Origin of the sequence: Streptomyces sp. NPDC020845, assembly GCF_044334165.1 — a bacterium.
Classification (GTDB): domain Bacteria; phylum Actinomycetota; class Actinomycetes; order Streptomycetales; family Streptomycetaceae; genus Streptomyces.
The window spans coordinates 73,263-86,643 of sequence record NZ_JBIRSJ010000027.1 but is presented as its reverse complement, the minus strand read 5'-3'; the positions used below and the strand labels follow the sequence as shown (position 1 = coordinate 86,643).

The 13,381-nt window shown below is 71.3% G+C and carries 8 protein-coding genes; 3 read left to right on the top strand and 5 right to left on the bottom strand.

Annotated features, from left to right (window positions below; genetic code table 11):
- Nucleotides 1-20 precede the first annotated feature (20 nt).
- Nucleotides 21-1,184 carry an acyl-CoA dehydrogenase family protein gene (locus ACH4U7_RS48215; protein WP_398534096.1) on the top strand — a complete coding sequence of 388 codons (1,164 nt, stop codon included), beginning with the start codon at nucleotides 21-23 and terminating at the stop codon, nucleotides 1,182-1,184.
- Between the two features lie 69 nt (nucleotides 1,185-1,253).
- Here the strand turns inward: ACH4U7_RS48215 and ACH4U7_RS48210 are convergent, their stop codons facing one another.
- Nucleotides 1,254-4,469 (bottom strand): alpha-L-rhamnosidase, encoded by a 3,216-nt coding sequence (locus tag ACH4U7_RS48210; RefSeq protein WP_398534095.1) that lies wholly within the window; start codon nucleotides 4,467-4,469, stop codon nucleotides 1,254-1,256.
- Nucleotides 4,470-4,709: 240 nt separating this feature from the next.
- Entirely contained in the window at nucleotides 4,710-5,060 is a 351-nt protein-coding gene (locus ACH4U7_RS48205; protein WP_398534094.1) for an ArsR/SmtB family transcription factor, read from the bottom strand.
- A gap of 179 nt (nucleotides 5,061-5,239) precedes the next feature.
- Between ACH4U7_RS48205 and ACH4U7_RS48200 the strand changes: the two genes are divergently transcribed.
- Nucleotides 5,240-5,962, top strand: a complete 723-nt coding sequence (locus ACH4U7_RS48200; RefSeq protein ID WP_398534093.1) for an SDR family oxidoreductase — start codon at nucleotides 5,240-5,242, stop codon at nucleotides 5,960-5,962.
- Here ACH4U7_RS48200 and ACH4U7_RS48195 read toward each other — a convergent pair.
- Genes ACH4U7_RS48195 through ACH4U7_RS48185 form a run of 3 tightly spaced genes read right to left on the bottom strand, consistent with a single transcriptional unit; the run spans nucleotide 5,849 to nucleotide 11,300 of the window.
- Entirely contained in the window at nucleotides 5,849-6,841 is a 993-nt protein-coding gene (locus ACH4U7_RS48195) for an aldo/keto reductase (protein ID WP_398534092.1), read from the bottom strand. The two genes, ACH4U7_RS48200 and ACH4U7_RS48195, sit on opposite strands and share 114 nt — an antisense overlap.
- Nucleotides 6,838-8,388, bottom strand: coding sequence for an alpha-L-fucosidase (locus ACH4U7_RS48190; RefSeq protein WP_398534091.1), 1,551 nt, complete (start codon nucleotides 8,386-8,388; stop codon nucleotides 6,838-6,840). The genes ACH4U7_RS48195 and ACH4U7_RS48190 overlap by 4 nt, the downstream gene beginning before the upstream one ends.
- Entirely contained in the window at nucleotides 8,385-11,300 is a 2,916-nt protein-coding gene (locus ACH4U7_RS48185) for a glycoside hydrolase family 2 TIM barrel-domain containing protein (protein ID WP_398534090.1), read from the bottom strand. The genes ACH4U7_RS48190 and ACH4U7_RS48185 overlap by 4 nt, the downstream gene beginning before the upstream one ends.
- Nucleotides 11,301-11,527: 227 nt before the next feature.
- On the opposite strand from ACH4U7_RS48185, the gene ACH4U7_RS48180 reads away from it, so the two are divergent.
- Nucleotides 11,528-13,249, top strand: a complete 1,722-nt coding sequence (locus ACH4U7_RS48180) for a hypothetical protein (RefSeq protein WP_398534089.1) — start codon at nucleotides 11,528-11,530, stop codon at nucleotides 13,247-13,249.
- The last annotated feature ends 132 nt before the right edge of the window (nucleotides 13,250-13,381 follow it).

Below are 13,381 nucleotides of genomic sequence, written 5' to 3'. Positions count from 1 at the left end.
TCTTCCAGGAGCCTCACAGCATGAGCACCCTCGATATCCTGTCCGAGGACGAGCAGTTCATCGTCAGTACGGTGCGCGACTTCGTCGACAGGGACGTCAAACCGGTCGTCCAGGTCCTCGAACACGCCAACACCTACCCCGAGGCGCTGATCGAGCGGATGAAACGGCTCGGCATCTTCGGGCTCGCCGTCCCCGAGGAGTACGGCGGCACCCCCGTCTCCACCCCCTGCTACGTCCTGATCACCGAAGAACTCGCCCGCGGCTGGATGAGCCTGGCGGGCGCGATGGGCGGCCACACCGTCGTCGCCAGGCTGCTGCTGCACTTCGGCACCGAGGAGCAGAAGCACCACTATCTGCCGAAGATGGCCACCGGCGAGATCCGCGCCACCATGGCGCTCACCGAGCCGGGCGGCGGCTCCGATCTGCAGGCCATGCGCACCGTCGCCCGCAGGGAGGCGGATGGCTATGTGGTCAGCGGTTCGAAGACCTGGATCACCAACTCCCGCCGCTCCCGGCTCATCGCCCTGCTGTGCAAAACCGACCCCGATGCCCCCCCCGCGCACCAGGGCATCTCCATCCTGCTGGCCGAGCACGGGCCCGGTCTGACGGTCTCCCGCGATCTGCCCAAGCTCGGCTACAAGGGCGTGGAGAGCTGTGAGCTGTCCTTCGACGGCTACCGGGCACCGGCCGACGCCGTGCTGGGCGGTGTCGAGGGCAAGGGGTTCGCCCAGATGATGAAGGGGCTGGAGACCGGCAGGCTCCAGGTCGCCGCCCGTGCGCTCGGGGTCGGCCGGGCGGCGTTCGAGGACGCGCTGGCCTACGCGCAGGAGCGCGAGTCGTTCGGCACACCGATCTGGAAACACCAGTCGATCGGCAACTACCTCGCCGACATGGCCACCTCGCTGGCCGCGGCGCGCCAGCTCACCCTGTACGCGGCGCGCGAGGCCGATGCGGGCCGGCGCGTGGACATGGAGGCGGGCATGGCGAAGCTGTTCGCCTCCGAGACCGCCATGCAGATCGCGCTCAACGCCGTCCGTATCCACGGTGGTTACGGCTACTCCACCGAGTTCGACGTGGAGCGTTACTTCCGCGACGCACCCCTGATGATCGTCGGTGAGGGCACCAACGAGATCCAGCGCAATGTGATCGCGGCTCAGCTCGTCAAACGAGGAGGACTGGAATGAGGATCGTCGGCCTGCTCTCGGAGGTGGCGCTCGCCCGGGCCGCCGTCCTCGGCCCGGGCGAGCGCCATCTCAGGGGGCGGTGAAGCGATACGAGCCGGAGCCCACGCCGTAGACGGCGCAGCCATCGTCGAGGCGCAGGAAGGTCGCCCCGGCGTGGCTGATCCGGGACGCGGCGCGGGAGGTGGCGGCGGGCAGCCATACCTCGGCGGTCGTATTGACCGGCACGGACACGTCCAGGGTGAACGCGCCGTCATTCGCCCGTGTCCACCGTGTGGTGATCGGGCCGTAGAGAGAGTCGTAGCGCCCGTTCGCCTCGTGTACGTCACCGCCTGGGCGGGGCCGGATGACGATGCCGCGGAAGCCGGGCTCGCCGATGCCGATGCCGGTGATGTTCTGGTACATCCACTCGCCGACCGAGCCGTAGGCGTAGTGGTTGAACGAGTTCATACCCGGATCCTGGAAGCTCCCGTCGGGTCTGAGGGAGTCCCAGCGTTCCCACATCGTCGTCGAGCCCCGGTCGATCTGGTATCCCCAGGAGGGGAACGTCCGCTGTTCCAGCAGTTGGTAGGCGACGTCGGTGTGGCCGGTGGCGGTGAGCGTGGGCAGCAGGCGCGGGGTGCCGAGGAAGCCGGTGGACAGATGCCGGTCCTTGCTTCGGATCAGCTCGACGAGCCGGTCGGCGGCGGGTGTTCGCGCGCCGTCCGGCAGCAGGTCCATGGACAGCGCCAGGACGTAGGCCGTCTGGGTGTTGCCCTTGATGGTGCCGTCGGCGGACACATACGCCCGGTTGAACGCCTCGCGGATCTTCGCGGCCAGCGTGTCGTACGGCGCGGGGTCGTGACCCAGCACCCGGGCGGCCTTGGCGACCAGCTGGGTGCTGTGCGCGAAGTAGGCGGTGGCGATGACGTCCTTGGGGGTCTCGTCGTCCACGTTGAGCCAGTCGCCGTATCCTTCAGCGGGCCGCAGATACCCGCTGCTGTGCTGCTCCAGATAGGTGATCCAGGCGCGCATCGCGGGGAAGTTGTCCGCCAGTACCTGCCGGTCCCCGTATGCCTGGTAGAGGTTCCATGGCACGGTGACGCCGGCGTCGCCCCAGCCGGCCGTGCCCTCGCCGAGGTTGCCGATGCGGGGCGCGACATCGGGGAACGCGCCGGCGTCGGACTGCCCGTCGCGCATGTCTCGGAGCCACTTGGCGAGGAAGCGCGCGGATTCCATGGTGTAGGCGGCGGTGGCGGAGAAGACGTTGATGTCCCCCGTCCACCCGAGCCGTTCGTCGCGGGCCGGAGTGTCGGTGGGGATGGACAGGAAGTTGCCCCGCTGACCCCAGGTGATGTTGCGGTGCAGCTGGTTGAGCATCGGCACATCGGTCGTGAACGACATGGTGAAGGGGGCTCCGGTGTGCATGACGCGTCCGGTGACGGCCTTTGCGTCCGGAGTACCGGGGTAGCCGGTGACCTCGACATAGCGGAAACCGTGGAAGGTGAAGCGCGGTTCGAACGTCTCCGTCCCCGAGCCCTTCAGGGTGTACGAGTCGGTCGCCTGGGCGGTGCGCAGATTGGCGGTGTAGAGCATGCCGTCCTTGTCCAGGACCTCGGCGTGGCGCAGCCGCACGGTCCGCCCGGCCTCGCCACGGACCCGCAGCCGCACCGAGCCCACCATGTTCTGGCCCAGGTCGAAGACGTACACACCGGGCTTGGGCTCGGTGACGCGGACGGCGGCCAGCTCCCTCGCCACCCGGATCGGGGCATCCGCCTGGGCCACCACGGAAACGGCGGATGTGGTGTCGGCCGGCACGACGTCGACGGATTTCCAGACGGCGTCGTCGAACGCGGCAGAGGACCAGCCGGCCACTTCCAGCCGGGCGTCGTACTCCTCTCCGGCCATCAGGTCGGCCGCCAGGATCGGGCCCGTGGCGCAGCGCCAGTCCGCGTCGGTGGTGATGCGGTCGGTGCTGCCGTCGGCGTACGTGACCTCGAGCTCCGCCCGCAGGGCGGGCCGCTCGCCGTACTGCTCCTGCCCGAGCCAGGCGACGCTGCCGGAGTACCAGCCGGACGCGAGGATCACGCCGATGGCGTTGGCACCGCGCCGGAGCAGATCGGTGACGTCGTACGTCTGGTACTGGACGCGCTTGCGGTAGTCGGTCCAGCCGGGGGCGAGCTGGTCCCGGCCGACGCGGTGGCCGTTGATCTCGGCCTCGTACAACCCGAGCGCCGTCGAGTACAGCCGCGCCCGCGCGACGGGCTTCGCGGCGAGCCGGAAGTCGCGGCGCACCAGGGCGGGCCGCTGCGCCGCCCGCACCCTGCCCCACGGCCCGCCGCCCCACGGGGCGAGCACCTTGGCGGCAGGCCAGCCGCCGTCGTCGTATCCGGGCAGGTGCCAGTCACCGGACGGCTCCGCGTCGGTGGCCTTCCAGGCGGCGGAGGTGGTGAGGGAACGGACACCGTCCGCATCGGTCAGCTCCAGGACGCCCAGCAGTCCGGCGGGGCTCGACGAGGCGTTGACCGCGGCGACGGCGATGGCGTTGGCCCCTTCGCGGAGCAGATCGGTGACATCGACGACCACCGGATGGCGCCAGTTCTCCTGGACGGGAGCGCGCCCCCCGATCGCGGTGCCGTTGACCCACGCGGTGAAGCCGTCGTCGGCGACCAGCGCCAGACGGGAGAGCCGCACACTTCCGGACACATCGAGGGAGCCCCGGAAGTACCGGGTCCCGGCGGGCGCGCTGGAGGCCGGGTCGCCCTCGGGGTACCAGACCCAGTCGGCCTTGGCCAGGTCGGGACCGCGGGTCACCGTGTCCGGCGCGGCGACCCACTTCGCCGCCCCCTGGTCCTCGGTGCCCAGCCCGGTCTCCCACCACGTGGGCTCGCTCCAGGGCGAGGGCTTGCCCTGGCCGTCCCAGACCCGGACGGCCCAGTGGTAACGGGTCCGGGCGCGCAGCTTCGGGCCGTCGTACGGGACCAGAACGGACTGACGGGAGCTCACCTTGCCGCTGTCCCAGACGTCCGGGGCGCCGATCCGGCTTGGGGAGGTCGCGACGCGCACCTGGTACGCGCTCTGCGCTTGGTTGCGCCGGTCCGAGCCGAGCTGCCAACTGAGGCGAGGATGCGGGGTGTCCAGACCGAGCGGACGGTCGGCGTACTCCACGGTGGTCTTCTCGACCCGGAGCCCACCGTATCCGGGCTCGGCTGCCTCGGCTTTCCCGGTGGTTGCCGCGAGGGCGGTCAGGCCGGTGAGGGCGGGGCCCGCAGCGGTGGCGGTGCCGAGGAGGTTCCTTCTGCTGATCACATGCGTCTCCCGGGTGAGGAGGGCTTGGCAAGAGCAGGGCAGGGGCTGCACATATCCGAGACATGAAACGATTCAACTACTGGGCACACTGCGGCTCACGCTCGCACACCCATGTGAGTGCTACACGACAACGGTGGACACTTGTGACGCCCGGAGGCAGCGACGTTCACTGTCGCGTCAGAGTTGAATCGTGTCAATGCTTTGCACAGCGACTGGCCGGAAGCGACTGCGACCGGATGCCTAGCGGGCGGAGACGCCCGCCTCCGGAGCGGATGCGGCCACCAGCGCCGACAGCAGGCCCGGGAATCGCTCTTCCATGTCGTCCGTGCGGAGCGTGTTCATCTTCGTCGTCCCGACGTAGTACTGCCGGATCACTCCCGCCTCCCGCAACACATTGAAGTGGTGCGTCAGCGTGGACCGGGACACCGACACATCGAAGGTGCCGCAGCTGATGCCCTCGTCGGCGCGGGCCAGTTGGGACACCACGGCGCGCCGCACCGGATCCACCAGGGCGTCCAGCACCTGCTGCAGCGAGACCTCCGCCATGGCAGGGTGCTCCACCGTCCGTGAAGAGGTGCGGGGGCGGGCCATGGCGACTCCTTGGGGCGACTTCCGCGTGTTCAGGTCATAGTACGACGTGCGTCGAATGCCGATGAGCGTCAAATTTGGCGCGTCCCCCTCCCTGAGAGGCGGCGTGCCGGCCGCGTGGCGGTCGTCACCGGCGCCTCCAGCGGCATCGGCGAGGCGTCTCCCTGGCCCTGACGGTCGACGTGACCGACACCACGGCGGTGCAGACGGCAGCCGAGCGGTGGCTGCCGAGCTGGGCGGTGCCGACCTGCTGTTCAACAATCATGCTCCCCGCGCCGATCGAGGAACTGGCCACCGACCAGTGGCAGCGCCAGATCGGCCTCAACATCACCGGCCTGATGAACACCATCGGCGCCTTCACCCCCCAGCTCGTCAAAGCCACAGGGGAGCGCGGAGTGGCCGACCTGATCAACACCTCGTCGATCGCGGCCCAGGGCGTCTTTCCGAACTTCGCCGTCTACTCCGCCACCAAGGCCTACATCACCCACGGACCGAAGAACGTACGCGTCTCAGCCATCGAGCCAGGCATCGTCGGCACGGAACTGCAGAACCACGTCACCGACGACGGAGCCCTCGCATGGCTGGAGAGCTCCAAAGAGACGGCGGAATGGCTCACCCCTCAGGACATCGCGCAGACCATCGGCTTCATCGCGAGCCTCCCGCCACGCGCCAACCTCCAGCAGGTCACCATCATGCCCACCGCCCAGCCCAGCCGACCGCCACCGGTCGCGGGAGGAGACCCGGGTCAGCTCTCCCGGATCTGGTCCGCCACCATGACGACAATGGGTCGGTCAGGGGGTGAGTACGTCCTGGGGCAGCAGCCCCTCCGCGCGCAGATCCCGCCAGAAGTCCGCGGGCACGGGAGCCCTGAACTGCGCCGCCGCGTCGGCGACTTCCCCCGCTGAGCGCGCGCCGACGAGAACGCTCGCGACCGGGTCCGGCGCCGCCGAGAAGGCGAGGGCCGCGGCGCGCAGCGTGGTGCCGTACTGCTCGGCCACGGAGCGCATACGGCGGGCGCGGTCCAGCAGGTCCGGGGGGACGGCCCCATAGTCGTACATCGCCCCCGGGCGGGGGTCGGCCAGTACCCCGGAGTTGTAGACGCCGCCGATGACCACGGATGTGCCGCGTTCCCGCGCCGCGGGCAGCAGGGCGGCGCCGGCGCGCTGGTCGAGGAGGGTGTAGCGGCCCGCGCACAGCACGGCGTCGACGTCGGTGTCCCGGACGAAGCGGGTGAGCATTCCGGCCTGGTTCATCCCGGCGCCGATCGCGCCGATCACACCCTCCCCGCGCAGCCGCTCCAGCTCCGGATAGCCCTCGCGGAAGGCCTGCTCGGCATGGTCGTCGGGGTCGTGGAGGTAGACGATGTCGACCCGGTCGAGACCGAGGCGGTTCAGGCTGTCCTCGATCGAGCGGCGGACACCGGCCGCGCTGAAGTCCCAGACGCGCCGGTGGGCGGGGAGGCCGTCCCGGCCCGGCTCCGCGGGCTCCAGCAGGCGGCCGACCTTGGTGGAGATCACATAGCCGTCGCGAGCACGGGTGCGCAGGGCCCGGCCGAGGCGGCGCTCGGCCAGGCCGGCGCCGTAGTGGGGCGCGGTGTCGAAGTAGCGGATGCCCGCGTCCCACGCGGCGTTCACGGCGGCGTACGCCTGCTCGTCGCCGACCGGGGTGAACAGGTGGCCGATGGCCGCGGACCCGAAGGACAGCGCGGTGACCGGTACGCCGCTGCGGCCGAGTACGCGGATGGGCGGGGCGGCCGCCTCACCGCCGGGCGCGCGGCGGGTCATGCCGCCGCCCGCCCGGCCTCGTCGGCGTCCGGCGGGCCGGTGTCGATCCGCAGGACCTGGACGTACGGCGTCGGGGGCCGGGCCGGGAGGGTCACCTCCAGGGCGTCATCACGCACGGTCCACCGCGGGGGCTCGGAGGCCGCCCCGAGCAGAGTGACCCGCCGGGGCGGGGCGGGCAGCAGCCCCGCGGTCCGGCCCAGACTGCGGATGCGCACGGTCCGGTCGTCCGGCCACGCCATGAGGAAGGCGTAGAGCACGTCCCGCGCCCGGGTGAAGCGGATGTCGCGCGCGGTGTAGGCGAGGGCCGACTCCCTCGCGCGCTCACCGGTGACGCGGGTCGGCCCCTCGCCGTATCTCGCCCAGGGGCGGGTGCCGAAGACGGCTTCGCCGCAGCGCTCGACCCACGCGCCGAGGGAGTCCAGGACGGTCGCGGTGGCGTCGTCCAGGGTGCCGTCGGGCAGCTGGGGCACGTTCAGCAGGAGGCAGCCGTTCTTGCTGACCGTGTCGACGAGCAGATGGACGATCTCGTCCGCCGTCTTGTAGCGGTAGCCGTCGCAGTAGAACCAGTCGCCGATGCTGGTGTCGTACTGCCAGGGCTCGGGGTCGGTGTCGCCGAGCTGCTGGCGTTCGACGTCCAGGAGCACGGCCCCGCGGTCGCGTCCTGGCACCGTCTTGATGCTCACCACGCCCTCGGGCACCCGGTTGTAGTAGTCGGCGAGGAATTCCAGGCCACGTTCGCTGGGCGGGGCGGCGGGGCAGACGCTGCCGCTGTCGAAGGGCAGCCGTGAGTCGTCGAGGTAGACCAGTTCGGGCCGGTGGCGGGTGGTGACATCGCGCAGCCGGGCGTAGAAGTCGTCGATGAAGTCCGGGTCCGGCGGCTCGCCGGGGCGGCGCGGCCGGCCGTAGAGGGCCCGCGGGTCGAGCCCTTCCCACCACAGGCCCCGGCCGTCCTCGGCGGTGAGATGCCCGTCGTACGGAACACCGGCCGCCGGCCCCTCGGCGTCCGCGGCGAAGGCGGCGTCCAGCCAGCGCCACGTCCAGGAGCCGGCGTGCATGCTGACCCCGAAGCGCAGGCCCGCGCCGCGTGCCGCGGCGGCCCAGCGGGCGACGATATCGCTGCGCGGCCCGACGTTGACGGCGTTCCAGGGCTGGTGGGCGGAGTCCCACAGGTCGAAGTTGTCGCAGTGCGCCGCCATGGAGACGAAGTAGCGCGCGCCGGTGCGCCGGAAGCGGTCCATGAGCTCTTCGGGGTCGAACTTCTCGGCGCGCCACAGCCCGCACAGGTCCTTGTGGCCGAACCGTGAGGGGTGCCCGTACCGCTTCCGGTGCGCGGCGGTCTGCCGGCTCGTTCGTTCCCGCTCGAACTCCTCGGTGCCGTCGTAGGGGCCGTACAGGTGGCGGGCGTACCAGTCGCCGGACCGGGCGACGGACTGCGGGCCCCAGTGCGACCAGATGCCGAGCTTGGCGTCCCGGAACCAGTCCGGGACGCGGTGGCCGCGCAGCGATCCCCAGTCGGGGCGGTAGGCGGGGGTTTCCTCCGTGCTCATGAGTCTCCCTTTCCGCTGGGTGCTGCTCGGAACACGAAGGCGAAGGTGCACTCGGCAGGGGACAGCCGGTGCTCCGGGAGGGGGCCCGGTCCGCAGGAGGCGCTGCCCAGCCCGTACTGGGCGTGGTCGAGGTGCAGGTGCGTACGGCCGTCCGGGGCGAGGTCGGTGGGGTGGTCGGCCGCTTCCAGGGCCTCGGTGCTCCAAGGCCGGACCGTGAGCCCGAAGTGCGGCGTGTCCCCCGCGCCTTCGACGCGCAGTCCGGCACCGGATGCGGGATCCGTGATCTCGGCCCAGCGGACGGCGGCGCGGCGGCCGTTCTCCTGCGGGACGACGTACGGGGTCTGGAGTTCGGCGACCGTCGCCGTGAACAGGCCGACGCGCACCGCGTCCGCGCTGTCCGGGTACGCCTCGCCCGGCCCCTTGCCGTACCACCGCACCCGGTCGAGCCCGGCGGGCAGCGCGAGGCGCACGCCCAGACGCGGCAGCGTCAGCCCGTCCCAGGGGCCTTCGGGGGTGAGGCGGACGGTGAGCCGCAGCCCGGGGCCGTCCGCCGTCGCCGTCCAGACGTAACGGACACGCAGGGCGTGCGGGAGCCCGGCCGGGGCGAGGCGGGTCTCCACCAGCAGCCGCTCGGGCCGCTCCTCGACCAGTACGGTGCGCGCCACCATGCGGTCGAGGCCCGCGGCCCGCCAGGTGCGCACGACGGAGTTGTCCCCCATGCCGCGGTCGTTGTCGGTGGGCGCACGCCAGATGTCGAGCCACGGCCCGTCCAGGCGGAGCGCGCCGATGGCCCGGAGCGTCCCGGTACGCCGGTCGAGGTTCAGGTCCGTGAGGGTGAGTCCGCCGGGACCGGAGGGCGCCGGCTGCGGGGCACGGTGCGGGATCGGGGCCTGGGTCCAGGCGACTTCGTGGCCGGGCGGCGCCCATGGCTCGCCCGCCGCGAGCAGGGCGCGTACGGTCAGCCACAGTTCACCGCGCGGCGTCTCGGGCACGGGCAGCTCCGGCAGGGGGATCTCGGTGGTCTGCCGGGCGCCCAGCGGGGGGACGTCCAGCTCGCCACCCGCGATGGCCCTCCCCTCGTCCTCCAAGGTCCAGATGAACCGCAGATGCGACAGGTCGCGCAGGTCGTACCGGCTGCGGATGACGATCCGGCCGCCGTCGGGATCCGCCGTGATCCCGACGGGTTCGATGGCCTTCTTGTACGCGAGGAGCCCCGGTGAGGGGGTGCGGTCGGGGAAGACCAGGCCGTCGACGCAGAAGGTGCCACCGTGCGGGGTGTCGCCGAAGTCCCCGCCGTAGCCGAAGTACGTCCGTCCGTCGGCGGTCATGCGCCGCAGGCCGTGGTCGATCCACTCCCAGACGAAGCCGCCCGCGCAGCGCGGATGGGCCTCAAGGGCGCGCTGGTAGTCGGTGAGGGACCCGGGCCCGTTGCCCATGGCGTGCGCGTACTCGCACAGCAGGAAGGGCAGGGCGCGGCGGCGGTGTTCCAGGGCCGGTTCGGCGGCGGTCTCGGGCGGCGGTTGCTCTTCGTGGCGTCCGATGCGGGCGACCTCGTCCACCGGGGCGTACATGAGGCTGTAGAAGTCCGAGTGGCGGTAGGTGCGGTCGCGTTCGTAGTGGACGGGCCGCGCGGGGTCGCGGGTGCGGGTCCAGTCGGCGAGGGCGGCGAAGTTGCGGCCGTGGTGGCTCTCGTTGCCGAGCGACCAGATGACGACGCTGGGGTGGTTCTTGTCGCGCTCGACCATGCGCCGCATGCGGTCCAGCAGCATCGGCCGCCAGCGGGGGTCGTCGGCCGGGTTGCCGTGCCAGGCGGCGTGGATGAAGCCGTGGGTCTCGATGTCGCACTCCTCGACGACCCACAGCCCGAGTTCGTCGCACAGGTCCAGGAAGGCGGGGTGCGGGGGGTAGTGCGCGGTGCGCACCGCGTTGATGTTGTGCCGCTTCATCAGCAGCAGGTCCTCGCGCATGGTGGCGAGGGGCAGGGCCCGGCCGTCGTCGGGGTCGTGCTCGTGGCGGTTGACGCCACGCAGCAGCACGGGCGCGCCGTTGACGGTGAGCCGTCCGTCGCGGATGGCAACCGTACGGAATCCGATGCGCAGCCGGACGCGCTCGGCATCGGTGGCGAGCCATCCCTCGTACCGCCGGGGCGTCTCGGCGCTCCATGGCTCGACGCCGGGCACGGTGAGCGGCGGCCCGGCCGGGTGTCCGGCGATGCCCAGTTCGGGGACGGTCAGCAGCGCGGGGGCGTCGGTGTCGACGCGCAGCAGACCGCGCCCGGACCGGTGGTCGTAGTCGGCGTGGACGAAGAAGTCGTCGATGCCGCCTTCGGGCCGCTCCAGCAGGGTCACATCGCGGAAGATCCCGGGCAGCCACCACATGTCCTGGTCCTCCAGGTAGCTGCCGGAGGACCAGCGGTGGACGCGTACGGCCAGGACGTTGCGGCCGGGCCGGAGCGCTTGCCCCGCGTCGAACTCGGCGGGCAGCCGGCTGCCCTTGGAGGTGCCGAGGGCCCGGCCGTTGAGCCAGACCCGGAAGCAGGAGTCGACGCCGTCGAAGCGCAGCACGCTGCCTGGTGTCCGCCATCCCTCGGGCAGTTCGAAGGTGTACCGGTGGTCGCCGGTCGGGTTGTCGTCCGGTACGTGCGGCGGGTCGATGGGAAACGGGTAGGCGGTGTTGGTGTAGCGGGGGACGCCGTGGCCGTGCAGCACCCAGTGCGAGGGCACGGGCAGTTGTGACCAGTCGCCCCGGGGTGGTTCGGGGCCGAGGAAGTCCAGGGGAGCCTCGTCCGCGGTCGGCGACAGGCGCAGCAGCCAGTGGCCGTTCAGGCTGAGCCGACCGGCGTCGGAGGTGAAGTGGGCCCGGGGGGCGCGGCGGCCGGTGCCGGGCGAGAAGTCTTCGTAGTAGGCGAGCATGCGTGCTCCCGAAGGCTTGGAACGCTGTGCTGGTATGCCACCTCGGACCATGCGATCGCACCGACGGTAGAGCGGATCCGTGCAGGGCGTCAACAGTGTTGTGTCGCCTAGACTTTGGCCTCTTCCAGCGGATTCCGCACCCTTGACGGCCCTGTGCACCGTGCCTAGCGTTGCCGTCGTTGCCCCTCACCCATGTTCGTTCCGACCTCAAGACGGCGAGACGGAACATGACTGGCATTCCAGCGACCCTGCTTCTGGAAGAGCGCGCCGAGCTGGCCATGAACGCCGTGGTCAACCTGGCCGATCCCGATCTCGGCGGCATCCCCTTCTTCAGCGCCGATCTGCGCTGCGACCCCGCGGTGCTGCTGCACGGTGACTGGGACTACGGCTCCAGCCACGGTCGGCTGACCGACGCCTGCGTGCTGGCCCGCCGTATGACCGGCGTGTCCTGGTGGTCCGATACGGAGAGCCGCTACAAGGCCACCTTGCTGGACCTGCTCGCCGAGGACGGGCTGACGTACCGGCGCCGCCATCCGCGCGGCCACTGGGAGCCGCATGCGAGCCTCATCGACCAGCGCGCCACTCTGCTCGCGCTCACCAGCTGGTACCGGGACAGCGGCGATGAGACCGTACGGCGGGCCGCAGACCGGCAGGTCGCGGCCCTGCACCGGATCGCCGTCAAGGAGCGCGACGTCTGGTACTACCCGGCCTCCGAGTACACACCGGAAGGCTGGCCCTCGCTGCACGCCGTACAGCTGCGTCTGGCCCCGGACCCCGCCTCGTTCTGCGGGCGGCTGATCATGCCGCTGCTGCTCTGGCACCGGGCGACGGGCAACGAACAGGCGCTTGAACTGTGCGGTTGGTTCACCCGGCTGATCACCGAGCACAGCGGGGTCTTTCTGCCCGACGGCTCGTTCAACGCGGCGCTCGCGTACCGCAGCGGCCACTTCCATACGCGTCTTGGCACCCTGGACGGCATCGCGCAGTACGCGGTGTTCACCGGGGACCACGCCCTGACCGCGTTCGTCCGCCGGTCCTTCGAGTGGGCGCTGTCGCAGTGCACCGCCTTCGGCTGGACCCCCGGCGATCTCGCCGGACAGCGCTTCGAGCACGAGACGTGTTCCCTGGTCGATCTCATCGGCATCGGCTCCACCCTCGCCCAGGCCGGTCACACGGGGTACTGGACGGTCGTCGAGCGCTTTCTGCGCAACCACCTGACCGCCTCCCAGCTCACCGCCGTCGACTGGGTCCGTTCGGCCCCCGACCGCTCCCGCGACATCCCGGGCTGGCTCACCCACCACCGGGTCGGCGAGCGGGTCCGCGGCGCCTTCGCCGGGTACGGCGCACCCAACGACTACGTCTCGGACGCGGTCCTCGGCCGGGGGCACACCGCCGATGTCCAGGCGTGCTGTGTGGGGTCGGGGGTGCGCGGCCTGTTCACCGGCTGGCGCGTGGCCGTCACCGGCGACGAGCACCTGGTGCGCGTCAATCTGCTGCTCAACCGCGGCAGCCGCCTGGTGGATGTGCTCAGCCATCTGCCCTACGAGGGCCGGGTCGATCTGCACATCCACCACGACTGCCGCGAACTGCGGCTGCGCGTGCCGGAGTGGGCCGGTTACGCCCGGCTCGCCGTCGCGCGACGGCCCGCCTCCGGCCCGGCCGGCCACGCCCGCGGACCGGAGCCGGGCCTGTGGGCGCCCGACGGGTACCTGAGCCTCGACCGTCCCCGGGCGGGCGAGCGCATCACCGTCACCTTCCCGGTCCCCGAGTCGCTGACCGAGGAGACCGCGGCCGGGTGCACATATCGCACCCGCTGGCGCGGCGACGATGTCGTGGGCATCGAGCCGGAGGGCAGGTCCCGGCCCATGTACGGCATCCGGCGGCTCGCGCCCAGGGCCCCTGAGCGCGAACACACCCTGTACGTCCCCTCGAAGGAGTGGACATGTTGAACCCTCCTCCTCGCGAACGAGGCGGATTCCTGGCTCACGCCGCTCGACTGCTCAGCGAACGATCGAGTCTTACGCCATCAGCACCAGCCGGGTTGGAACCAGCCCGGTTGACATTACGTCATGGAGATAGCA